Below are 23,013 nucleotides of genomic sequence, written 5' to 3'. Positions count from 1 at the left end.
TTTTAAAAAGCGTGTAAATAATTCTAGGGAGAGATGTCAATTGAGGGATGAACCGAGAGGATCGGGTCATAACTAACAGCTCAAAGGAGCTGAAAAATGGGTACATTACAATGGATTCCTCTCATTTACACTCTTAGTCTCGGTCTTGCATTTATCATGCTTGCTTATTGCTTTGCGGCAGTTACTATCTAGTTTCCTATATGGGAAGCTTGTCTGATTAATCAATTATTTCTAATTTGAATTAAGGAGTTTCAGATGTTGAAACAAATGTGTTGGTTGCCAACAATGGGAGTCAGCGGAGAAAAGTTGTTGCATTTACGAACGGCACCCCATCAACCGTGGCGACCTTATACGGCTTTTCCAGAATATGCTGTACCAGACTATCCGGTTCCTGGAGGTTCTAAGGGTTGGGCAACCTACCAGAAATTAAGATGCGAAGGTTGGGCTTTGGCACCCAGTACGCAGGGTCAGCAACTGAAAAGCGCTTAAAAGCATCAGAAAAAAGAGGGCGAAGAATTCCATATGTTGCCAATAAAAAACAAAATGGTGCAACTTTTGTGAGGTACCCAATTAGATTGTTTTTACTCCTTTTACAAAGGAGTAAAGACAATCTAATGTTAAGGACTGTAGTGAGTTTCGATTACTGCCAAACTAATACTTTGGCTTCGTAACCTCCTAAGTCGAGATGGATACCATCCTCTCCAGCTTCGACATCATAATTGCCAGTCCATTCGTGCCAGGTTCCCGCTTCGGGGAAGTTAGGAACGTGATAGCCGCCTAGGAAGTTGTCGGAGAAGTTCGCTACAACGACGACACGAGAACCCTCACCATTCCAGCGGCTGTAGGCTAATACCTTCGCTTCTGGATCTTCATGGATAAAGTCGATATTTTCGGTGTAGAGGGCATGATTATTTTTACGAAGATGAATCAAGCCTTTGATAAACTCAAACATACCGCGATTGAGGTCATGGCTGAGTAGCGTCCAATCGATTTTTGCTTGTTCGCTTGTTTTGTATTTATATTCTCCGAACTCTTCGCCCATCCACAGCAGAGGTACGCCGACTGCTGTCATATTGATGACAGAACCTAACTTTCTCCGCTTAAACGCTTCCTCATCCAAAATGCCGCGATCGCCTAACTCTGCTAAAACATGATTATGGTCGTGATTCGTTAGGTAATTCACAACATTCGTGGCACCCATGAAGCCTTGCCGCTTGCAGTCAATCGCATCCTTGAGGCGCTCTAAATCAAAGGTATCGCCGCAGATATGTTCCAGAATGCAGTGATAGAAACTATCGTGCCAGCAGCCATCCATCGGACCCTCTACATTCGTAATGCTGGTGGTTTCAGGAATATGTTCGGCGATGTTATAAAAGGGTTTTGGTCCAGCTGCATTTTTGGCTTCCTGAACAATCCAGTGCATGAAATCGTAGTTGGCCATTTGCCGCGCTGCATCGTAGCGAATGCCATCAATGTGATATTCCTGAATCCAGAATTGCACGGTATCGCCGACAAACTTCCATGCAGGCTTAAAATCTAGATTTTCGTCATAGTGTTCGTAGTTAAATTCTGGTCCCCAGTTATTATCTGGGTCGCGGGGAGCATGATGATACCAATAATCGTGGTCTATTTGCGTCAGTGGACTTTCTGCTTCTGAGTGGTTAAAAATCCCGTCCATGATGACGCGAATTCCATGACCATGACATTCATCAATCAGATGCTTCAACCCTTCAGTTGTGCCATAGCTAGATTCTGTGGCAAAGAAGTAGCGCGGGTTATAACCCCAGCTATGGTCGCCTGGATACTCCTTAACTGGCATCAACTCAATGGCATTAACTCCCAGGTCGCAGAGGTAATCTAATTTTTCCACAACGTGTTCGTATTTGCCGCGTGCGTAGGGGTCATCCTCACCGCCGGAGAAGTCGCCAACGTGCAATTCGTAAATGACTAATTCACGATCGCTCGGCAGTGGCTTATCGTCATGTTGCCAAACGTATGTATCCACAATCCGTTCGCCATCTTTAATCCGCACAACACCGTTTTGGGTGGGGTTATCAATATCGGTGGCGTAGGGGTCAACTACTTCTACCCATTGATCCGGTTCAAAGAACCAAGATTTGGATTGGATGCGGAATTTATATTGATAAACTCCATCTTCCAGTTCAACTTTGGTACGGAAATAACCATCCTTACCTTTTTCCATTGGGATGTCTTCCCAGTTAGAAAAATCCCCAATTAAAGCAGCTCCTTTGTTATAGGGAGCAAATAAATTAAATTCAATCGGAGTTGCCATAGAAGTGTTTGGAATTTTGATGAGAAAAGGCTTCGAGCAGTATTTTCTCCTTTTCATCCAACTGGGGTATCGTTCTTGAGAAATAAAGTTGCTTCTGATGCCCTAATTCCCAGGAGATAAGCGGTAATCAAAGCTAAAGGCAATTTAGGCTAAATTTAAGCGATTAATGCCGAATTTGGCGTTATCCTGCGCGATCGCTCTGACAAAAACAGGACTTACGCAAATATCACTACATCTGCCACCGCAATCCCCCTGGGGGATTGAACCCGAAAAAACGCTATATGTATAAGCTTTGCGTAAGTCCCGAAAAAATCTAGCTGTTCTCGGTTGACTGCAATACGACAGAAGAACCTAACCGCTAGTTTCCTCGATGAAAGGGGACTAGCGGTTAGGTTTTTAAATGGCTAACAGTATTAAGCCATTACGGCATCTAATAGTGTGTCAGCACCAAAGCGGACCGGATCGGTGCAGGGACGCTTTGTTTCTGCTTGTGTCTGCTCGATTGCTCGTTGTGCAGTGTCGCTGTCGAGATGGGCGGTGTTGAGAGCGATCGCTACCACTCGCACCGGCGCAAATGCACCCGCCGCCGATGCTACTGTCTCGTAAAGCTGAATGACCTCTGGCAGCGGCGGAATGGGAACGTGGGGATGATGGCGAAGGGTTGCTTGTTGCGCTCGATGTACCAGCACTAGATGCGTCGGCTGAGTCCCGCGAATCAGTGGCAGCGTTGCCGTTGAACCGGGATGCAACAGGGAACCTTGTCCCTCAACAAACAGAATCTCATGCTCCTCGCCAAAAAGCATCACCATTTGCTCGATAGCACCCGCAGCAAAGTCAACCCGCACGGCATCCAGCGGTATGCCATCCCCCGCTATCATTAAGCCCGCTTGACCTGTAGCTAGGAACTTGGAACGCAAACCGCGCTGTAACGCGGCTTTATTTAGTTCCAAACTGGTTGACATTTTGCCAATTGCCATATCCGTACCGACGGCGAGAACCCGTTTGCAAGAGAGCGATCGCGCCTGTCCACTTCCTATCTTTAATCCTGCGGGTTCCTGACGCACATCCCAAATCCATTGCCCATCTTTCAATAATGCCCGCATTTCTGGATGGGACGCCATTGGGGTATGCAGTCCATTCACGACTGACAACCCCGCTGCTACCCCTTGTTTCACTTCCTGCCACCATTCCTCTGGGAGGGCACCCCCAGGTGGCGCAATCCCAATCGCCAGGATATCGGGTGTGTAAGCTAGCGCCTCTTCCACGGAAGCTACAATCGGCACCGCACGCGGGATACCCGTCAATTCTCGCAATGACTCTCCCGCACACTGGCGATCGATGACTGCCACCACTAGCGCTTCAGTGTAGCGTAATAGCGCCAGTCCGGTTTTGCCGTTGATGCCGCGAATCCCTTCATGTAGCAGAATTGCCACTCGATGTTTAGATGTCAAATGCACAGCTTTTTAGAAAATAGGGAACAGAAATTCATGGTTCATCCTTCGTCCTTGTAGATAACTCCCAATCCGGGTAAATCATTGGGTAGCAACCGTCCATCTTGTATTGATGCGCCGCTGAAAGGATCGTCGATAATATTTAGGTGACTATCTAAATCTAGATAATCCGCTAAGGGTGAGAGTTGTGCCGCCGCCGTATTAGAGATCGCGCTGTCAGAATAGCAACCGAACATCACCTGCAATCCACAAGCTTTCGCTGTATGTACCATGCGAATCGCTTCCGTTAAACCGCCACATTTCATTAGTTTGATATTAACGCCATGAACCCGGTCTGCCAGTTGCGGGATATCCTTGCTTGTAAAGCAACTTTCATCCACAAAAATGGGTAGAGGCGATCGCTTGTACAATTCCTTAAACGGCGATTCTCCCATTACTCCGACTTCTGCTTCTCGTCCTAGCGGCTGTTCCACATACTTAACGCCCATCTTTGCCAGCCAACTGCACATAATCGCGGCGTCTTCCAGACTCCAACCTCCATTGGCATCGACGCTTAGCTGAGCATCGGGTGCTGCCTCCCGAATTGCCATCAGCATCGCTTGATCCGCTTCAATTCCCTCGGAACTACCCAACTTCACCTTCAAAACATTTGCCCCTGTCACCTGCCGCCAGTCGCGCCATCGCTGTAAAGCACCAGATGGAGAATTAATCCCAATCGTCACAGAGGTGGGAACAATCCGATCTCGATCCAATCCCCACAGACGCCACAACGGTAAGCCTAGCCGCTTTCCCTGCCAATCGTGCAACGCCATATCAATTGCCGCCCACGCCGCAGAAGGTGTTTGCTGTGCCGCCAACACCTCCTCAATTTTCTGCCTTTCCCAAGGGCTAAATGCCTCCAACAGCGGCGCAATGCCTTGCAATGCCTCCAAGAGAATCTCCGTGGTTTGCCGCTGTTCTCCCACTCCAATGGAAAAAGGCGTTGCTTCTCCCCAACCTTCAATCCCATCTGCGATCGCGCGTACCCACACATTCATGGTTTGCGCTGTCGTGCCGCGACTGATGGTTAAAGGAAATCGCTTGTTTACCGTGAAGGTTTCTACGCTAATCTGCATTGTTGTATGCTTGATGATTTTTGAATCTACTTTCAAGACTTAGTTTATGAAAAATCTTAACAAGTGGAAAATTTTAAATTCTAAAATGGTGATTAACAATCAATGGTGTAAAGTCAGGCAAGATGAAGTCGAATTACCCAGCGGACAAATCATCGATGATTTTTTTGTGAATATTCGACCTGATATTGCTGTTATTTTACCAATCACTCAGCAAAAAGAAATTGTTTTTGTGCGTCAATACCGTCATGCCGTAGGAGAAATTTTATTAGAACTTCCTGCGGGTGCTTTTAATCCAGAGGAAGAGGATAGTGTTGTAGCAGCCGCTAGAGAATTAGAAGAAGAAACGGGATATGTTGCCGAGCAACTCATTAAACTGGCAACTTTATATGATAACCCACCGAAAGATACAAATGATATCCATTTGTTTTTAGCTGGAAATGTTCATAAAAGCAGCCAACAAATGCTAGATATCACTGAAGATATTGAAGTTGTATTAATTCCTATTTCCGAAGTTATGGAAACAATCGCCCACAGGAAAATTTGCGTTTCCGGAACGATTGCTGCTATTTTCTTGGGATTGGATTTTTTATCTCGTCGCGCTGCTAAGCAAGTCGATGAAAATAAATTAAATTTCTAGAAGCTGATAATGGTAAATTAGTTAGATTTTTTCCTGATTCCCATATCTGACGCATTCATGTTTTTATAGAGTCAACTTAATTGTATTCTCTGGATTGATAATGGAAACATTCTTGGCAAGAACTAAAGGGGTTTACCGCACAACGGATGTAAGGAGAACGAGCATTAAACTGACAAGTAATATCTCCAATTAAATAACCCACGCCTTCAATGTAATGTTGATCTAAAGGCATTTGCATTCTTTGCAGTTGCCTAGCTTCTAACATTCGCATTGCTGCTTGCAAACCCGCTCTGCTTCGTGCTTCTAACCTGCGGACGTGCCACACTGAAAGTAGCCCTGGTATTAGACTAATAGCAAAAATTAGGAAGATTTCTAACACCCGCCTATTACCTCATCTTATTCTCATACAATTCTACCCGATTCATATAAGTAGGCAGCCGTAATTATTTGTAGAGTGAGTAAAAATGTCCGACGACTCGCATTCGCGGCTAAACAAACAAAGCCTGCTCTCGTCAGGCTAATATAAAGTCTGCTCTCGTCAGGCTTGGTTCTTCTAGCCCTAGGCTTCTAGCCTGTGGTTGGATATTGGCTGCCATCGGGATGCTCCCAACGCCATGTCCCTAATTTACGAAAGTTATTAATGTCCATTCTTTAGTCTTTAGTCTGCGAGTAGAGCGCTGCTACGCTAACAGTCCTATTTTCTAAGTTAGCGTGATTTCCCTTTGTCTCCAAGGACAGCCAAGGAAGCTTAAACCAAAGGTATACAAATCTCTAGATCAGAGAGTCTATTCTAGGATCTAGAATGGAACACTGCATTAGGTGTAGTGAGAGAATATCTGTGCTGAACTTTGACTCCTTCTTCCCTCAGGAAATGACGCTTGCGCCCGAACATCCCCTAGCAGCAAATTTCGATTTGCCGATTCCGGTTGCACAAAGCGCATCTAAGGAAAAAATTCGTCAGATCCAACAACGCGATCGCATTCCGGGAGTCGTCAAGCGGATAGTTTCCTTAGATGCGAATACTTTCTGGGAATACTGGTGGTGTGTTCCAGGGCGCATCTTGCTAGCGGAAGATATGGAACTTTTAGAAAGCGATCGCCTCCGCCTAGAATCGATCCTCTCAAAACTGGTTTGGCTGTTTGGCGGTTACTGCTTTGGAGACAATACTCCCCAGCAGGGAGAGCAAGAACCCGTCTATGATTGGCAGCAAGTAATAGAATTTGCCCGACAGCACGGGTTTGAATCTTATGTGCTGGATATCGATTTTCTACCCAGCGCCATTAAGCTGGATAACCGAAATTCCCAGCTAACTGAAAATACTCTCTCTATCACTCATGTTGCCGTTGAACCCGCTCATTGGCATATTGAGTTTTTTCGGCTACAACCCGCTGAAGCTGAATTTTTTGAGATTCAGGAAGTGAAAAACCTCTGTAGCTGCCAAATCTGGACTGGCAAGCCATTCCTCAAAAACCTACAAACCGGCGAAGCTGTCACCCGATATGACTTGTGGGTTTCCTATCCAGGATATATCACAAATACTCCCTGGATGCAATAAGATGCCAATACCAAAATATGGGTAAAAATGTGATATTTTAACCGTTCAACTCAATGCCATTAATTAACCCATCGCGTTTAGAGCCAATATTGCCATGAAAAAGCGTACCGAAGAAAAAGCCAAGACTTTAGGTGACTGGGCATACCTAGCGATTGAAAAACACTTTCAGAAAACGATTAAGCACGAATCTGATGTTATCAAAGACAAAGATCCAGAAGCGTTACACCAGATGCGCGTTGGAATTCGTCGCCTACGTTCGGCGGTAAAGGGTTTTGCACCGGCGCTGGATCTTCCCAAGTCAACCCAAGAAAACAAGATTGGTAAAATTGGTCATAGTCTTGGGGGTTTGCGGGATTTAGACGTGCTTCAGGATGCCCTAAAAAACCGTTACCATCCGAATTTACCTTCCAAAGAACAGAAATCCTTAAAAGAAGCGATGGATGCTCTGGATAAGCAGCGCCAACATGCGCTAGAACAAGTCCGGAAAACCCTGGATGATCAGCAATACCACAAACTCAAGCAATCGTTGCAAGGGTGGTTGAAGCATCCGACTTATCAAGAAATTGCGCGGATGCCAGTAGACCCGGTTCTGCCAGATTTACTGTTGCCAGAAATTAGTCAGTTGTTGCTGCATCCAGGTTGGTTGCTAGGGGTTGAATTTAAAGCGGGACAGATGGAAACTGGGAAGGATCTGGAACCATCAGCCGTAGCGAAACTCTTAGCAGATGATGGGGAAGTTCTGCACAGCTTGCGGAAAGAAGCCAAGCGGGTGCGCTACCAAATGGAACTATTTTCTGACTTCTATGGCCCCACTTATGCAGGTTATCTGCAAGATGTAAAGTTAGTTCAGGAAACTTTAGGAAAAATTCAAGACTGCGTTGTTTTAGGGGAAGTGCTGAGTGATGTCTTGCACTCCAAGCTCAAACATCAACTACCGACGCTGACCGAACAGCTGGATCAAACCGTTTACGAAGCTTGGCAAGAGTGGCAACCCCTACAAGAGCGTTACTTAAATTCCCAAACACGGCAAGCCTTTCACCTAGCGTTGTTGCAGCCGCGCGATGAAAGTGATATCAACAATAAACCGAAGAATGAACACAAGAATGAACAAAGTGGCATAAAAGATGGGACTAGCGGTATCGGTTTTGGCACATAGCTTTAGGGATGCAAAAGTGGCTTTTCCATCGGCTAGCCTGAAAGTTGGAAAAAACATTCTGATTAACGGATGCAAAAGTTCATAACCCGGCTGCGCGTGCGATACCACGAGATGGACTCCTTGGGGCACGTTAACAACGCAGTTTACCAGCATTACCTGGAACAGGCAGCAGTCGAACACTCAGAACATCTGGGATTTAACCACAAGCTCTACGAAGAACTCGGTGGCGGCTTCGTGATGCGGCGGATCGAGATAGACTATTTGCGTTCTGCTGTTGCAGGCGATCGCTTAGAAATTACCACCTGGCTACACCAAATTCAAGGAACCCGTGCCATCCGCCGCTATGAAATCCGCAAACAAGGAGAAGCTCCGCTATTAGTGACAGCGGAGGCGTTGTGGGTGTGGGTGGATCTTGCCGCAATGCGTCCACGAGCGATCCCTAAGCAGCTCCTGGATGCCTTTGGGCAATTGTTCTCTGCGGTACCAGAGTAAAAAATACTTTGTTTGAGGCTAGTAAGTCATTAGTCATGGGTCATTCGTTCTTTGTTACTGACCCATGACCGATGACTTGTAACAATCTTTAATTATTTTGACTCCTTGAATATATCTTGCGGCAGAAGGGTGTGCGATCGCCATACCCGTAAAATCTTTCTGGTCTAATCAATTGACCCCTGGTTTTTATAAATGACCTTGATGGTCAGCGATTCTCGCATATCGCCAGATTCTACAAAATACAACAACAAGGAGAATTAAATAATGCAGCGCATTTTTTCAGCATTAGGGCAAGCATTTCGCAACAGCATTTTGATTCTGGTTACGGTGAGTTTGCTTAGCCTCTCCAATTTATTCATTTTTGCAAATCAGCCTGCTTATGCAGCGACAAGCTCAAGTGCAAATATTAACCGTACTTCAGACCCTACTGAAGACGCTAGTATGCGAGAAGAAGCTTACGAAGAAGCCGCAGAACAGGCTCGGAATCCAGATAAGCAGGATGAGATTTACAACGAAAGTGTAAAAGCAAACAAAGGGCCACAGGCAGAGAATGGCTTAGTTGAAGGAGCCAAAGAACTGGTTGAGAAAGTAACAGGTCAAGGCGATAGCAAATAGCTATTTGGGTAATTGGTTATGAGTCATGAGTCATTAGTCAGTTGCAAGAAACTAATGAATAATGACTCATAACAACTAACATTACCGATTACCCACTCATAGTCGCATCAGGCAAATTAAATGCAAGGGCAGCTATTTGAAGCATCTAGATTCAATACCGAACCGATGGCGCTAGTCGCGTACGAGTTGTGGAAATTCTATGGTGAGCGCTCGGTTGCCCAAGGCGTAAATTTCACCCTCAACAGGGGAGAAAGCGCGATCGTAGGCACTCTTACTGGCATTGTATCGGTCTTGTAGGGATTGTACTCCGGCTGGCATCTGCTGCTATTTTTGCCGCTTATTTTCTTAGGCAGTATCCTATTTGGTGCGATGGGACTACTCATGGCAGGAACGGTGCGACAGGAACGGTGCGAACTATAGACCAGATGATTGCACCCATATTTCTAATATATTCTGCCAAGGTACACTTTTTGCGGCACTTATTATCTGAAGGGGGTGCTAAAATCTTAAAAGTAGTATATCCGTTCTAAGTAATTAGGCTAAATTAATGCCAGTCAAGTTAGATAAAAAATTGGTTAACAGGCACAAAAATTCATAAAAAAATTTGTAAAAGAATATCGCTAGCCATTATTTCTAGCTTGATATGTTTTACAAATAGCCCAACTGTATCAGCAACTTTACTCAATCCTCGTGCTTACACATATCAATATAGAACTATAACTACTCGTGGAGCATTTTTCTCTTCTACATACGGTCAAGAAGATTTGATTGCTCCATCTACTAACAAAAGTATTGGTTTTATTAACAAAGAAATGTGGGTTTTCTTGAATGACAACGAGTGGATTGAAACTGGAGCTACAAAAGGTCCCGTATCCAACAGTCTTCAAACACCTAATCCTGGTTCTTCAAACAAATCATATTGGCAAGGACATTTTGTAGCTTACAAACTATATAATAGCTCAGCTAATCAATATGAGTATCATGAAGTAGCGTATGGGTCTCAAAACCCTACTGGTACACACAACTTTTCAATTACATATATTGGTTCTAATACATGGGTTGTTTATTCTGATTATGCGAGAGTATTGACTATCAGTCCTGTGCCTTATTCATCGTCTAAATATGTACAAGTGGGAATTGAAACGAATGAAACTACTTCATCTTTTTTAAGTGGCACTTTTGCTTCAAATTGGCAGCTCAAAGATACTAATGATATTTGGCACTTGTCTACTATGGCTGTAAATGGAGATTCCAACAATCTAAACTGGTCATCAAGTTTTTCATATAATAGTTCTAACAGCACTAATCTAATTCGTTATAGTCATCCTTAGTTACAGAAAAAATATAAGAGGATTGTTGTATGAAGTTAACAAAACAATTAGGGATTAGACTCAGCTTTTTTGTCTTAGTTGCAGGTGTTATTAGTTCAATCACGATAAAACTTAACTGGTCTATGCAACAAGCTGTGGGACAAGTGCCAAGTAATCAAAACTTACCTGCACTACCACATCCTGTTCCTGCACCTGTAGACCTTAATAAACCACAACCTTACAATGACAATCCAATTCCTACCCTTCCTGGAAATAATAATTTGCCAATAGACCGTTTTATTACTAGAGAACAGGCAATTGGAACACTGCAAAAAAATGCTCGGTTAATTTCCGCAGATTTGAAGCCTTGGGGAGAGCATGAAAAAGAAACTTTTCGGAATGCTCGTTTGCATGATGTCTCAACCGAGCGGATGGTATGGGTAGTGAAAGCAGCTTTTCCAGATGGAATAGAAACTAGGGGAGGTTTCTTTAAAAATGCTACACAGACAGTAACTTATGATGCACAAACAGGTCGTTTTATAAGTTCAACAACAACAGGTGATTCTAGCCCTATAGAGCGACCTTCCTTACAACCATCCGATCCAGCAGAAAAAGAAAAATTTTAAAAACAAAAGACTAAATTGCCTTCTAGATCGTGGCAACTGGAAACACACCCAACATCCCTTTGCGAACCTTGGCGATTACCATTGCGAACTTTTGCGTTAAAAAATAAGTTGTAATATTCAACGCAAAGGTACGCCAAGGAATATTACTCATCGTCCAAGTTTGAACTCAAAACTTTGTCCTTGGGTTGTTCAACTTTCTTAGAAGTGCGTTTTTTTTGCTGAGTTTTCGGTTGAGTAACCTTGTCCAGTGGCTTTTCTTCTAGTGGTTTGGGCAGGGGTGCGGTACCGAAGACAGGCGACCATTCTTCTCGCAATTTAGCGATCGCTTCTTCCTTCAGTTTCGCTTCTACCTCAATCCAGGGAACGTTGCAGTAGGCACTGGGCATCACGGTGATAAAATCGCTATGATGCGGATCGCCAAACGATTCCCGCCCGTTGGAGATATGGACTAGCTGCCATTCTGGCACGGGCCAAGTAGTCCGCGCCGCTGCCTTCATCTGGGCGACGCTGGGGTGTTCGTAGCTGTCCAGCTTTTCGTGAATGACATGGTGGTGGGCGTCAAAGACCATTGGCACGCTAGTTTCGCGGCAAACAGCGAGAATTTCTGCTGCACTATAGGCGTATTCGTCGTTTTCTAGCGCTAATCTTAAGCGAATTTCATCGGGTAAATCGCGGATGACTTGGATCAGTCGCTCAGCGCGATCGCCCTTACCACCATGTATCTCTATCATCGCCCAAGGCGATCGCGGTTGCCCCAATAAATCCATATTCTGGGCGTGCATCTGGAGAATCTTGATACTGTTCTCAATGACAGAGGGTGTATCGGAACTGAGGACAACGAACTGATCTGGGTGTACCACTAATCGGATGCCAAGAACCGTTGCGCGATCGCCTGTTGCTTTCACCTGTTCCCTAAACTCCTCCAGCACCGCCTCACCCAAATCGGTATCCGCAAAGGGAAACAACGCAGAAGTCACTCGGTAAAGCCTGAGATTATTTTCTACGCAGAAATCTAGCGCATTATTCAGGCGTTGCAAGTTGTCAATATATAATTCTCGCAAAACTTGCTGCTGTTCCGCTGTTGCTAGCTGCAATAGTCGTTTGCGCGTCAAGGCGCGGTAACGCACTTTGTCAGACACCGTAATGCATACCAACCCTAATTCGGGTGGTGATTTTGTGGAAGTGAGATGCAAGTTTGTATTTTTAGGCGTATTGCTTATTATCATTGTTTTATCCTAAGTTTTTGTCTTGACTTTAAAAATTTATATCGGTAATTTATAAAATCCTCTTCTTTCCCTTTCTCCCTTGTCTGCTGCGTTGTATAGCGTTGACGTGCATGGCTTTGCCAAGGCGATTTGTTCAAAAAAATCTCTGATAAACCCAATAGGACTCAATACAGTTTTTTTAGTAAAAAGACGCAATAATTTTCGCTGCTTAGAGACGCGATGCATCGCGTCTCTACAATTCAATGCTGTTTAACGAACCATCTTATCCGAACCTTGCATTTACGCTCGCCAAATTAATTAGAAACCGGCACGCCTTTAAATGGCTGTGTATTGGGAATATAAATGTCTAACGTATTGATTCCCTGCGGAACTTGTAGCCAAACATAGGCATCGGCTGAGGCACCTTGTCCAATACTGCCAAAATCCACCGCAGGGGTCGCACGTTTAGGAGAAACCGCTTTGTAAGTCTCGTTCGTATTCGGATTGCGGGCAGCGATCGCAGATGGCACTAAAACGTCTCTATCTGGATCTGTCGGACTTGCAACCCGTCGCATCCGAAATTGCACATTCACGACATTCCGCGAACCAGTTTCTGGATCTGCAACTCGCCTTACCGAGAGTAACTCTACTTGCGCCTTGGTGTTGAAAGCCGGTTGCACAAACTGTCCTGGTTGAATTTTGGGGTTGGTGCTGGTCGCCTCAGCAGTAGTAGTAGGCACTGGAGAGGCGGCGCTGGTGGGGCTGACTGCGGGAGTGCTGTCTGCATCTGGTGTTGGGCTAGATGTTGGCTCTCCGATAGGCGTCGAACCGCTTTTTGAATTAGCTCTAGCGTTGAGTTCCTCCCGCAGTTCAAAAACTTGATAGGCACTGAAGCCACTGCCAATAATAGCCAAAATCGAAAGTACAACTGCGATGCCAGATAAAAAATTGCTCATACCGTTTTGGTAAGGGGTAATGGATCGTGAGTCAGTAGCAACTGACAGTTGGGCTAGCGGTCGTCACTGGAATTTCTGCGGGAGCGATCGCATCGCATCTTCTACTTGCATTCGCTGATACCGCCACCAGCCAGCAGCCACTAAACCCAACGTCGAAAGTACGCTCACTAGAGCCATCAAAAAATATTTACTACCATTGTTCCGACGGGGTGCCTCTGTACGGCGATTGCTTTTATCAAAATCGCGCTCTTGAAGTGCCATGATTATAATTACCTATTTTTTACGGTTGTAAATACAAAAAAGCTATGATTATTCTGTATTTTATTCACTTGTTCCGAGTGAATCAGCTCTACCATTAGAAATATTTTTATTGCTAAACCAATTTGTGCTTTTGCACCTATCTAAGGTAATATTTTTATTGCTGAAGCAGTTTCATTTGGAAAAATCTGAATGGTAAGTAGGTTGTTCAAAGAAAGTATCAGTTCATCCCAGTATAAAAAAACCTGTAGTTTTAAAAAAACAAGTTTATCTATTCAGGACTTAGGCAACATCACCGCATCTGGGGGCAACCACAGGGGGATTGCGCCTACAAAATGCTATAGGTATAAGCTTTGCGTAAGTCCTGCTAGTTTTAGATTTTCCCCGCGCCCCTACTTATTCTTAAAAATTACTAAAATCAGTAAATGCCTTAGCTTCCTGTTGCTCCTAACACAATTGCTATTCTGGCAGGAAGAGGCGAAGGCAAATAATCCCGCTGTTTCTCCGAAGAGTTCGATTAATTCAACGCAGGTTTCTCAAGCCCAAAAGCCTCAATCTTCTGCGTTGATTTGTCCCGCCCAACTAGGAAACGCGATTGATGCTGTTACCAACCGTCCGGAATTTTCCCGCACTCGTTGGGGAATTTTAATAGAACCATTATCTACAAATTCAAAACTGCCAGAACGCAACCTCTACAGCCGCGAACCAGAGCGTTACTTTATCCCCGCATCGAATACGAAGCTGCTGACAACAGCAGCTGCTTTAAACAAATTAGGTTCTCAATTTCGGATTCGCACTTCTGTTTATGGCACAAATGGTGGGGAATTGCGCGTTGTGGGACGAGGCGATCCCAGTTTCAGCGATACCCAGATCAGAAGTTTGGCACAACAGCTAAAGCGCCAGGGAATTAGTCAGGTGCAGCAGCTAATTGTCGAGGATGATTACTTTCAAGGACAGGCAATAAATCCCAGTTGGGAATGGGGAGACCTTCAAGCACCTTATGGGGCACCCGTTAATAGTTTAATTTTGAATCAAAATGCCACCGTGCTGACCCTATCACCGCGATCGCCTGGGCAACCTCTACAAACCGCTTGGATCGATCCTATAGCGATCGCGCAATGGCGAATTGAAAATAATGCGGTGACATCTGAAGCGAAATCACCAGCATCGATTGAAGTTAGCGCTGTACTGGGGAAACCAGTCTTGCAAATTAAAGGTCAGCTGCCTGCGGATGCCGAACCTGCATCCTTGGGTGTGGCAGTTCTCGATCCCGCCAAGTATTTTTTGCAGCACTTCCGACGTGCTTTAGTAATTGCGGGGATTCCTGTAGCACAGTCACAGGTGGGATCTGGCAAAGAAAGCGGGGACGAACGGGAATTAGCTGCTGTGGAGTCGCCACCGTTGGAGACTCTGTTGGTGGAGACGAATCAGAACAGTAATAATCTCTATGCAGAAGCTTTATTGCGAACCCTGGGTGCCACCAGTAAGGGCGAGGAAACCCCGTCTTCACAGAATTCTGCTGCAATGGGGTTGGCTGCTGTTAAACAGGCTTTAACTGAATTAGGAATCGATCCCAATAGTTACGTGATGGCTGATGGTTCGGGGTTGTCTCGTCACAACTTAGTGAGTCCAAAAGCACTGGTGCAAACTCTCGAAGCGATCGCGCAAACTAAAGAAGCAGCAATTTATCGCGCCTCTCTACCTGTTGCGGGTGTCAGCGGCACTTTGAAAAGTCGCTTTCAAAATACCCCAGCCCAAGGCATTGTGCAAGCGAAGACAGGAACCATGAGTGGAGTCGTTTCTCTATCTGGGTATATGAGTCACCCAGAGTATCAAACGATTGTTTTTAGCATTCTCGTCAATCAATCCGACCAATCTGCCCCGATAATACGGCAGGCGACGGACGAAATTGTGCTGCTACTCACTCGCTTGCGTCGCTGTTGAGACTAAGTTGCTTTCAGACGTTTTATTTGGAGATCCCCCAACCCCCTTAAAAAGGGGGCTATGAGCAATTCCCCCCCTTTTTAAAGGGGATCAAATGTGTTGAATCTGACATCTTGCACCATTCAAGGGTCAGCCTCGAAACCCGCCAAGAAATAAATTTCTTGGCTAATAGCAAAAGTCTATTAAAATAGACTGAAATTTTCATCTAGTCAGCATACAAGTCCTATGCAAGAGGACTTTGGCTATTAGCTAGAGATTAAAAAAATCTCTGGCGGGTTATTGCAACTGGTGTAAGATCAGGACTTACGCAAAGCTTATATATATAGCGTTTTGTAGGGGCAATCCCTCTGTGGTTGCCCCCCAGATGTGGTGATGTTGCGTAAGTCCTGAAGATGTGTGTTGGATGCAATGTGTTAAGAGAACCGGATTAGGGCAATGCCCACTTTTAACTGGGGAAAACTCGAACAGTATCACCGGCAATCGATAGCTGCACTCGCATTCCCACCGGCAAGGCAGTGTCAGTCATCGTGCGAGCGTGCAGTTCCTTGCCAGAGGGAGTTTGGAGACAATATCGGTACTCGCGCCCTAAAAAGCGTCGGGTTCGGATGATAACGGGTGCATCAGGAGATGGCTGTAGGATCAAGTCTTCCTGGCGAATCATTAGTTCGCCGGTAAGGCTAGAAATGGGGTCTTGCCGTCGGTTAATTGCGACATCAAAACAACCGACTTCTGTTTCCCACATATCGCCTTGGCGTTGGGCGGGAAGGAAGTTCGCTTGGGTGACAAATTCGGCAACAAACCGCGAGGTGGGGTGGGTGTAGATTTCTTCCGGCGTGCCCAATTGCTCTAAATGTCCTTGACGCATAACACCGACCCAGTCAGAAATGGCAAGTGCTTCTTCCTGGTCGTGGGTGACAAAAATTGCCGAAGTGCCGATTGCCTTAAGAATGTCTCGCACTTCTTCGCGCAACCTCAAACGCACTTGGATATCAAGATTGCTCAGAGGTTCATCTAAGAGAACCAGCTTTGGTCGCGGCGCTAAGGCACGGGCGAGGGCAACCCGTTGCTGCTGACCGCCAGAGAGTTCGTGAGGGTAACGCTTTTCTAATCCTTGCAGACTGACGAGGGCGATCGCATCTGCCGTGCGTTCCTTTACCTGCTGTTTACTCAACTGTTGCAACCCAAAAGCCACATTCTCCGCCACACTCAGGTGAGGAAACAGGGCATAATCTTGAAAGACAATTCCCACGTCCCGATGCTCTGGCGGCACCCAACAACGAGAATCTGCAACCATTCGTCCCGCAATCTCCACACTTCCTCTGTAAGGTCGTTCAAAACCGGCAATCAGCCGCAACAAGGTAGTTTTACCGCAGCCAGATGGCCCCAGCAATCCCAACAAATCCCCTGGATGCAAAGTCAATGTTACATCTTCAACAGCAGGAATTGTATTTTGAATAAACTGCTTTGTTACATTCTGTAAGCGTAAAATTGCCTGTGGTTGCATAACTCAAAATTCAAAATTTAAAACTTAAAAGGGGCAGTTTGATCAAATATCTTTTTGGGATGACAAATAATTTTATAAAACTCTATGGCAATCTTAAGCAATTCATAAAATTCTCTGCCTTCTCTCTCTTGGCGTCCTTAGCGTCCTTGGCGGTTCGTTAAAAAAACCTCTTACAAATCATTTCCGATTGCTATAGCTCCTTACACGCTCTTGAGATAACAGTAATAAAGTCGAGCCAATCGAAACTAACAGCATGAATAGGGAGCCAGTTGCTGCCTCAGCAAACTCAACATTTTCCGTGGCTTTCCAAATCTTTACAGCCAGGGTTTCAAACCCAATCGGTGCTAGCAGCAGGGTAGCGGGTAATTCTTTAATTGCTGTGAGAAACACCAACATTGCGCCAGCAATGACGCCGGGACGCACCAGAGGAAGCGTAACTTCTCTGAGGGTTTGCCAGGAAGTTCTGCCCAAACTCCGCGCCGATTCTTCCAGCTGCGGATTCACCTGTAAAAGCGAACTCCGCACAGTTCCCACCGACTGGGGCAGAAACAAAACAAGATAGGCAAACACCAACATAGGCAAAGTTTGATACAACTGTGGCAAGTAGTTCGCCCCAAAAAATACCAGTGACAGCGCCACCACAATTCCAGGCAAACCAAAGCCAATGTAAGAACAGCGTTCAATCATGGAGGTGATTCGCCCAGGAAACCGCACCGATAAAATTGCGACAGGTAAGGCAAAAAAAGTGGCGACACCTGCTGTAATTCCTGACGCCAAGATGGAATTGAGTGCAGCCGGTACCAGATTCGGAAGGCTGTAGCCGTTATGGAGTCCGCGAATCAGCCAGAACACGGTGATGCCAACAGGAAGCACTAAAGCGATCGCCGTCACGACCGCGCAAAAAGCCACCGCAGGCCACTTCCAACGACCCAGTGGCACGACTTTAGGGGGTCGCTGGGAGGTGGAGCCGCGACTGTAGTATGCCGCACGCGATCGCGCCCGATACTCTAACCACAAAATCAACAGCACCAGTCCCACCAATACCAACGCCAAAGCCGCTGCCGAATTGCGGTTAAAACTTGCCTTATACTGCAAAAAAATCGCTCGCGTAAACGCATCAAACCGCATCAGCGACGGCGTTCCAAAGTCCCGCAGCGAGTACAAAGCCACCAATAAACCCCCAGCAACCAATGACGGGCGTAACTGCGGCAAGATGACGCGAAAGAAAGTAGATTGACCGCTTTGACCTAAACTCCGGGCGGCTTCCTCCAAGGTTGGGTCAATCCCTTGCAATCCAGAACGCACGCTCAACAGCAAATAAGGATAGGTAAATAAGGTAAGTGCTAAAATCACCCCAGGCCAACCGTAAATGGAAGGTAATTCCTGCACCCCCAAAGGTTCCAACAACAACTGCAACAAACTACCTCGTGGCCCAAAGGTGGCAATCAGCGTAAAACTCCCTACATAGCTGGGAACTGCCAAGGGTAAGGTAGTGGCTATCAGCCAAAATCGGCGTCCGGGTAAATCGGTTCGCACGGTTAAAAACGCCAGTGGCACGGCAATCAATGCCGAACACAGGGTCACAATTGCCGCCATCGCTGCACTGTTGAGCAAAATGGTGAGAGTTCGCGCACGGAAAATTAATTCCCAGAACGCTTCCCCGCCTACACCAGCCGTGCGGATGACCAAATAAGTCAGAGGCAGAGCGATCGCGATCGCTACTGCCGCTGCGGTTAAAGTCAGAAATAAAGGGGGTCGAGCTGCTTTCTCCAATCAATTCATCGACGTTTTAATTAACCATCAATCGCTCAGCAAAACGGTGGAGATAAACATCACTTTTGAATGTTATAGCAGTCTTATTTAATTTGTGAAAATCAACCAACCACAGAGGAAACTGAGGAAAGAGAATTTTACAACTTATTTGTGATTGCTATAGTCATGGTTCATGAGAGTTATGAGTTTTGAGTTAGCAAAACTTCTTTTTAATTTCAAATTCCCCATACCTGCTTAAAAACGGCTTAGATTACCTGTGTTTCCTGCAAAAGCTTCAACGTTGCATCCAAGTCGTTCAGATTGCTCAAGTCAATGGCAGTCGCTTGGCTGGGAATCCCATTGAGTGCTTTTAAGTTCCCCGCCGGAGCAATTCCCGAAGCCAGTGGATACTCATAAGTCTTGGTTGCAAAGTATTTCTGAGCATCCTGAGCCAACATGAATTCCACAAACTTCTGGGCAATATTGGGATGTTTTGCACCATCTAAAATTGCCACGCCCGCCACGTTAACCAGGGAACCAACATCATTGGTGAAGTGATGATCCACGGGAGCTTGGGGATTTTCTTGCTTGAACTTTTCCAGGTAATAGTGATTGACAAATCCAACCTCAATTTCTCCACGGGATAGGGCTTCCACAATTGCCGCATTTTTGGGATAAGTTTTGGGGTTGTTGGCTTTAATGCCTTCTAGCCATTGTTTGGCTTTCTCATCCCCTTGTGAGACGCGCAGAGCGGTGACAAAGGACTGGAAAGAGCCATTCGTGGGTGCCCAACCAATTTTTCCTTTCCACTTTGGATCGGTAAAGCCAGAGATTGATTCGGGTAAATCTGCTGCCTTGACTAATTGGGTGTTGTAGTCTACTGTCCGCACTCGACCCGTGATTCCTACCCACTTCCCATCGGGTGAGCGGTAGCGGCTTTCTACCCGATTGAGCAGTGACGCTGGCAACTGAGATGCCCTACCTGCCTTTTGCATTGCTCCGAGTGCCCCGGCATCTTGGGCAAAGAAAACGTCAGCCGGACTATTTTTGCCTTCTTCCAGAATGGCTGCTGCTAACTCAGCGGTGTCGCCATAGCGGACTTGTACTTTCGTCCCAGTTTCCTGTTCAAACTGTTTAATCAGGTCGCTAACCAGTTTCTCTTCGCGACCTGAGTAGACCACCAGTTCTTTTTCCAATGGGCCGCTGGCGGCAGTTGGACTGGCAGTTGTACTGGCAGGGCTGCTGGTTGGGGAGGTTGCATTGGGAGTAGTGGCACTCTGGTTGTCAGAACAGGCGATCGCTAACCCACCACTCGCAGTTGCTAGTCCCATTAAAAACACAAACTTTCGACGCTTCACCAGATTACTCCTCAATAAAATCTTATATTGACAATATTTTTTAACTAGGTAACTAAGAACAGTTTCTCAACTTACCACAAACAACTTCTCAAACCACTACCTGCACATAGGTTTGCTCTCCTTTGAAGCCATCTTCTACAGCCTGTGTTATCAACACTATTTTTAGTAACGTATTGATAATCTTTGAATATAGCTGCAAAAGGAATTATTGTCAATAATTGTCATTAAGCTGCGAAAATCTTGAAGGTGACAGCTATGCAGCTGCGTTAAAAGTCCCTTGTCAGAGCGATCGCTCTGACAACAAGCAGTAAAATTTTACTCTTACTCCATCCAAAATTTTCAGAAATTGGACTGTAAACCAACTCGTAAAGTTAAACCGGGGTGATAAATTCGATTGGCTTTCTCGTACCTTACATCAGCCAAATTTTCTAAATTCACTGTAATACCAAAATTTTTAGTAATCGGAATCCGACCGCTCAAATCCAAATTTAAGAAAGACGGTGAAAAATCTTGGTTACTCTCACCAGGATTATTAAAGAAAGCTCTTCGTGCCCCACCGTGGTAACTTGCAAATAGATTCAACTGCCATCCTCCACTAGCATAACCGATACCGAATTGTCCTACTGAATAAGGAATTAAACCTAATTGAAATCCCTTCTCCAAGCCTGTCTCAATTCGCGCATCTGTATAAGTATAGTTGAGGAAAGTTGACCATTGCGGAGTCATTTGCCACCGCAGTGCCGCCTCTAAACCATTTGTATTAACCAAACCAATATTCGCCCAGCGTCCTGATAGAACTCCGAGGCGATCGTTTAAACGACTGCCGAAATAGGTAAACTGTCCTGTCAAATTTTCTAAAAATTGGATATCGACTCCAGCCGTCCAAGAAGATCCGGTTTCTGGATTTAGATCCGGGTTTGGCAACCAATTATGAACCGTATCAAAAACATACAATTGATCTAATCCAGGATTGCGCTGCACTGAAGCCCAACTGCCCCGCACAGCCACCGCTGGAGTAATAGCCCACCGTGCCCCGACACTGGGATTCAAATAACTCCCAAAGTCACTATTAAAGTTTTGTCTCAGACCAAAATCTGCCTGTAATGAGTCACTTATCTTCCAAGTATTTAAGGCGAATATTGCTGTATGAAACCTATCTCTATTTTCAGTTTCGTTAAGGGCAAGCTGATTAGGTGCTGTACTTAAAATATCCCCATTTAAGTAGCTATTTTGCACATCTAACCCCCAGGTTAGAGTATTGCGAGGAGATGTTTGCCACTGATGCTCTACCCTAGCATTGAGAGCTTGGGAATTCAGGTTACCAGTCCGGTAGAAGATATTTTGAGTCGGGCCATACGTGTTAAAGTAATCTTGATTGTACGAAAGTGTAGTTCTTAGAACAGAATCTTCACCTTCTCCTAGCAAGGTCTTCCAAGATAAACCAATATTAAAAGCATCGTGGTCTAATCTGTCTGTTTGCAGAGGAAAACCAAAATAAAGTAACCCCCGACGGCTGCTAATTTTGGAAGCATCTAAACTAAGGGTATTTCTAGAACCTAAATCTAGTGCAATCCCGCCGAAGTAGTTGCTAGTTGCGGTATCTCCATTAAATAAAAGACCTTCAGAATCCCGATTTGCTGCACCTTTCGGGACAGCATAACGGTTATCTGCCTTGTACTCTTCATAGCCAAGATTAAATCTTAGATTGTCCGCAGAACCCCCGTAACTAATCCGATAGTTAGATTGATTGAAAGAGCCATATTCCACTAAACCATTGAGTATAGGAACTTCTTGCCCCTGTTTGGTGATGATATTAACAACTCCTCCAAAGGCTTCCGAACCATATAAAGTAGAACTGGTGCCGCTGGATAATTCCACTTGTTCAATTGCTTCTACTGGAATGCTATTGAGGTCGGTAGCACCATGATAAGTATTAATATTCGTGTTGATAGGTCTGCCATTGAGGAGAAAAACAGACTGATTAATTGAATGTCCTCTGTAGTAAGTACCCGTATGAATATCTGCGCCAAAACCAGCATCGTTAATGGCAAATCCAGGGAGTCCTCTCAATACTTCTGCTGCACTATTAGCGCCTTGCTTTTGAATTTGTTCTTGATTAATTGTATATACGGGAGTAGACGTTTCCGGGAAAATTTCTCTCTTTCCTGTCACGAATAATTTAATTTCCTCATTTGTTCCTACTTGAACTTCTGGCTCATTTGTCACTTCACTCGATTCAACTGCTTCAGGCGTTTCATCCGCCTCGTTGTCAGGCTCAGACGCTATAGCATTAGTAGTAGCATTTAAGTTGAAAATAAGCGCGGAATTACTTTGAGTAAACTCTCCTGCCGGAATCCCGGCTTTTCCAATTATGACTACCTGAATACTATTAGAATCCAAAGGAGTAACAGATACAGCAGTAATTGCATCAGTAGGGTTATTCTGATAGAAACGATTACCAGAAGGTAAACGCAACTGAGCATTTATGATGTTAGCGACAAAGATATCGTTATCGCTGGATGTCAAAATTTGAGAAGGCGTGCCACCCGTAGTTTCTAAAATTACCTGAATGCCGCTGGGTGTTGGATTTAACCGAATGTTAGTGACTTGCGTAACTTCAGCTAGAACTGGATGTGCAACGAATAATGCTACAGTATTCGCTATCAAAAAGCTATTGAATAATACTTGTTTACTCACGATATTTTCTCCTGACAAAAGTTAAGTTAAAAAGGGGTTCCTCTAACTTTTTTATTTGATCTCTGTTAAATTGATTCGAGGTTTAGCGA

The 23,013-nt window shown here is 45.2% G+C and carries 21 protein-coding genes; 9 read left to right on the top strand and 12 right to left on the bottom strand.

Features of this window, described 5'->3' with window-relative positions; genetic code table 11:
• Positions 1-255: 255 nt before the first annotated feature.
• Complete coding sequence (locus AC2VDX_RS09850) at positions 256-489, top strand: hypothetical protein (RefSeq protein WP_378182909.1); 234 nt, start codon at positions 256-258, stop codon at positions 487-489.
• 151 nt (positions 490-640) lie between these two features.
• On the opposite strand, the gene AC2VDX_RS09845 is transcribed toward AC2VDX_RS09850, so the two are convergent.
• The 3 genes from AC2VDX_RS09845 to AC2VDX_RS09835 form a co-directional block, all read right to left on the bottom strand.
• Positions 641-2,293, bottom strand: coding sequence for an alpha-amylase family glycosyl hydrolase (locus AC2VDX_RS09845; protein WP_378182906.1), 1,653 nt, complete (start codon positions 2,291-2,293; stop codon positions 641-643).
• 413 nt (positions 2,294-2,706) lie between these two features.
• Complete coding sequence (locus AC2VDX_RS09840) at positions 2,707-3,750, bottom strand: N-acetyltransferase DgcN family protein (protein ID WP_378182903.1); 1,044 nt, start codon at positions 3,748-3,750, stop codon at positions 2,707-2,709.
• 35 nt (positions 3,751-3,785) lie between these two features.
• Positions 3,786-4,859 (bottom strand): dipeptide epimerase, encoded by a 1,074-nt coding sequence (locus AC2VDX_RS09835; RefSeq protein WP_378182900.1) that lies wholly within the window; start codon positions 4,857-4,859, stop codon positions 3,786-3,788.
• Between the two features lie 46 nt (positions 4,860-4,905).
• On the opposite strand from AC2VDX_RS09835, the gene AC2VDX_RS09830 reads away from it, so the two are divergent.
• Positions 4,906-5,496 (top strand): NUDIX hydrolase, encoded by a 591-nt coding sequence (locus AC2VDX_RS09830; protein WP_378182897.1) that lies wholly within the window; start codon positions 4,906-4,908, stop codon positions 5,494-5,496.
• Positions 5,497-5,572: 76 nt separating this feature from the next.
• Here AC2VDX_RS09830 and AC2VDX_RS09825 read toward each other — a convergent pair whose 3' ends face one another.
• Entirely contained in the window at positions 5,573-5,875 is a 303-nt protein-coding gene (locus AC2VDX_RS09825) for a DUF6464 family protein (protein WP_378182894.1), read from the bottom strand.
• Between the two features lie 459 nt (positions 5,876-6,334).
• Between AC2VDX_RS09825 and AC2VDX_RS09820 the strand changes: the two genes are divergently transcribed.
• From AC2VDX_RS09820 to AC2VDX_RS09805, 4 genes are all read left to right on the top strand, one after another.
• Positions 6,335-7,051: a hypothetical protein gene (locus tag AC2VDX_RS09820; protein WP_378182891.1), complete on the top strand. Its 717-nt coding sequence runs from the start codon at positions 6,335-6,337 to the stop codon at positions 7,049-7,051.
• Between the two features lie 94 nt (positions 7,052-7,145).
• Positions 7,146-8,207: a CHAD domain-containing protein gene (locus AC2VDX_RS09815; protein ID WP_378182888.1), complete on the top strand. Its 1,062-nt coding sequence runs from the start codon at positions 7,146-7,148 to the stop codon at positions 8,205-8,207.
• A gap of 69 nt (positions 8,208-8,276) precedes the next feature.
• The gene (locus AC2VDX_RS09810) at positions 8,277-8,699 is read left to right on the top strand and encodes an acyl-CoA thioesterase (RefSeq protein WP_378182886.1); all 423 of its coding nucleotides are present in this window, start codon (positions 8,277-8,279) and stop codon (positions 8,697-8,699) included.
• Positions 8,700-8,963: 264 nt separating this feature from the next.
• Entirely contained in the window at positions 8,964-9,314 is a 351-nt protein-coding gene (locus AC2VDX_RS09805; RefSeq protein WP_378182884.1) for a hypothetical protein, read from the top strand.
• 171 nt (positions 9,315-9,485) lie between these two features.
• Here AC2VDX_RS09805 and AC2VDX_RS09800 read toward each other — a convergent pair whose 3' ends face one another.
• The gene (locus AC2VDX_RS09800) at positions 9,486-9,632 is read right to left on the bottom strand and encodes a hypothetical protein (protein ID WP_378182881.1); all 147 of its coding nucleotides are present in this window, start codon (positions 9,630-9,632) and stop codon (positions 9,486-9,488) included.
• 320 nt (positions 9,633-9,952) lie between these two features.
• On the opposite strand from AC2VDX_RS09800, the gene AC2VDX_RS09795 reads away from it, so the two are divergent.
• The gene (locus tag AC2VDX_RS09795; protein WP_378182878.1) at positions 9,953-10,645 is read left to right on the top strand and encodes a hypothetical protein; all 693 of its coding nucleotides are present in this window, start codon (positions 9,953-9,955) and stop codon (positions 10,643-10,645) included.
• 29 nt (positions 10,646-10,674) lie between these two features.
• Complete coding sequence (locus AC2VDX_RS09790) at positions 10,675-11,250, top strand: hypothetical protein (RefSeq protein ID WP_378182875.1); 576 nt, start codon at positions 10,675-10,677, stop codon at positions 11,248-11,250.
• Positions 11,251-11,393: 143 nt separating this feature from the next.
• On the opposite strand, the gene uvsE is transcribed toward AC2VDX_RS09790, so the two are convergent.
• The 3 genes from uvsE to AC2VDX_RS09775 form a co-directional block, all read right to left on the bottom strand.
• The gene (gene uvsE / locus AC2VDX_RS09785; RefSeq protein ID WP_378182872.1) at positions 11,394-12,476 is read right to left on the bottom strand and encodes a UV DNA damage repair endonuclease UvsE; all 1,083 of its coding nucleotides are present in this window, start codon (positions 12,474-12,476) and stop codon (positions 11,394-11,396) included.
• Positions 12,477-12,769: 293 nt separating this feature from the next.
• Positions 12,770-13,411 carry a hypothetical protein gene (locus AC2VDX_RS09780; protein WP_378182869.1) on the bottom strand — a complete coding sequence of 214 codons (642 nt, stop codon included), beginning with the start codon at positions 13,409-13,411 and terminating at the stop codon, positions 12,770-12,772.
• Between the two features lie 63 nt (positions 13,412-13,474).
• Positions 13,475-13,672 carry a hypothetical protein gene (locus tag AC2VDX_RS09775; RefSeq protein ID WP_378182866.1) on the bottom strand — a complete coding sequence of 66 codons (198 nt, stop codon included), beginning with the start codon at positions 13,670-13,672 and terminating at the stop codon, positions 13,475-13,477.
• A 438-nt stretch (positions 13,673-14,110) separates the two neighbouring features.
• Between AC2VDX_RS09775 and dacB the strand changes: the two genes are divergently transcribed.
• Positions 14,111-15,613 carry a D-alanyl-D-alanine carboxypeptidase/D-alanyl-D-alanine endopeptidase gene (gene dacB, locus AC2VDX_RS09770; RefSeq protein ID WP_378182863.1) on the top strand — a complete coding sequence of 501 codons (1,503 nt, stop codon included), beginning with the start codon at positions 14,111-14,113 and terminating at the stop codon, positions 15,611-15,613.
• Between the two features lie 445 nt (positions 15,614-16,058).
• Here dacB and AC2VDX_RS09765 read toward each other — a convergent pair whose 3' ends face one another.
• The 4 genes from AC2VDX_RS09765 to AC2VDX_RS09750 all read right to left on the bottom strand — a co-directional run bounded on the left by AC2VDX_RS09765 (position 16,059) and on the right by AC2VDX_RS09750 (position 22,924).
• Positions 16,059-17,117 (bottom strand): ABC transporter ATP-binding protein, encoded by a 1,059-nt coding sequence (locus tag AC2VDX_RS09765; RefSeq protein ID WP_378182860.1) that lies wholly within the window; start codon positions 17,115-17,117, stop codon positions 16,059-16,061.
• A 177-nt stretch (positions 17,118-17,294) separates the two neighbouring features.
• Positions 17,295-18,890, bottom strand: coding sequence for an ABC transporter permease (locus AC2VDX_RS09760; RefSeq protein WP_378182857.1), 1,596 nt, complete (start codon positions 18,888-18,890; stop codon positions 17,295-17,297).
• Positions 18,891-19,135: 245 nt separating this feature from the next.
• Positions 19,136-20,227 (bottom strand): iron ABC transporter substrate-binding protein, encoded by a 1,092-nt coding sequence (locus tag AC2VDX_RS09755; RefSeq protein WP_378182854.1) that lies wholly within the window; start codon positions 20,225-20,227, stop codon positions 19,136-19,138.
• Between the two features lie 339 nt (positions 20,228-20,566).
• Positions 20,567-22,924 (bottom strand): TonB-dependent receptor domain-containing protein, encoded by a 2,358-nt coding sequence (locus AC2VDX_RS09750; RefSeq protein ID WP_378182851.1) that lies wholly within the window; start codon positions 22,922-22,924, stop codon positions 20,567-20,569.
• Positions 22,925-23,013 lie beyond the last annotated feature (89 nt).

The organism is Coleofasciculus sp. H7-1 (assembly GCF_057473865.1).
The sequence above is the reverse complement of the archived record's forward strand: the minus strand, read 5'-3'. Positions and strand labels throughout refer to the sequence as shown.

Excerpts from the sequence above, each read along its gene's own strand:
- AC2VDX_RS09850 (WP_378182909.1), top strand. The coding sequence starts at position 256 with ATGTTGAAACAAATGTGTTGGTTGCCAACAATGGGAGTCAGCGGAGAA.
- AC2VDX_RS09845 (WP_378182906.1), bottom strand. The coding sequence starts at position 2,293 with ATGGCAACTCCGATTGAATTTAATTTATTTGCTCCCTATAACAAAGGA.
- AC2VDX_RS09835 (WP_378182900.1), bottom strand. The coding sequence starts at position 4,859 with ATGCAGATTAGCGTAGAAACCTTCACGGTAAACAAGCGATTTCCTTTA.
- AC2VDX_RS09830 (WP_378182897.1), top strand. The coding sequence starts at position 4,906 with ATGAAAAATCTTAACAAGTGGAAAATTTTAAATTCTAAAATGGTGATT.
- AC2VDX_RS09815 (WP_378182888.1), top strand. The coding sequence starts at position 7,146 with ATGAAAAAGCGTACCGAAGAAAAAGCCAAGACTTTAGGTGACTGGGCA.
- AC2VDX_RS09810 (WP_378182886.1), top strand. The coding sequence starts at position 8,277 with ATGCAAAAGTTCATAACCCGGCTGCGCGTGCGATACCACGAGATGGAC.
- AC2VDX_RS09805 (WP_378182884.1), top strand. The coding sequence starts at position 8,964 with ATGCAGCGCATTTTTTCAGCATTAGGGCAAGCATTTCGCAACAGCATT.
- AC2VDX_RS09800 (WP_378182881.1), bottom strand. The coding sequence starts at position 9,632 with ATGCCAGCCGGAGTACAATCCCTACAAGACCGATACAATGCCAGTAAG.
- AC2VDX_RS09790 (WP_378182875.1), top strand. The coding sequence starts at position 10,675 with ATGAAGTTAACAAAACAATTAGGGATTAGACTCAGCTTTTTTGTCTTA.
- uvsE (WP_378182872.1), bottom strand. The coding sequence starts at position 12,476 with ATGATAATAAGCAATACGCCTAAAAATACAAACTTGCATCTCACTTCC.
- AC2VDX_RS09780 (WP_378182869.1), bottom strand. The coding sequence starts at position 13,411 with ATGAGCAATTTTTTATCTGGCATCGCAGTTGTACTTTCGATTTTGGCT.
- AC2VDX_RS09775 (WP_378182866.1), bottom strand. The coding sequence starts at position 13,672 with ATGGCACTTCAAGAGCGCGATTTTGATAAAAGCAATCGCCGTACAGAG.
- AC2VDX_RS09765 (WP_378182860.1), bottom strand. The coding sequence starts at position 17,117 with ATGCAACCACAGGCAATTTTACGCTTACAGAATGTAACAAAGCAGTTT.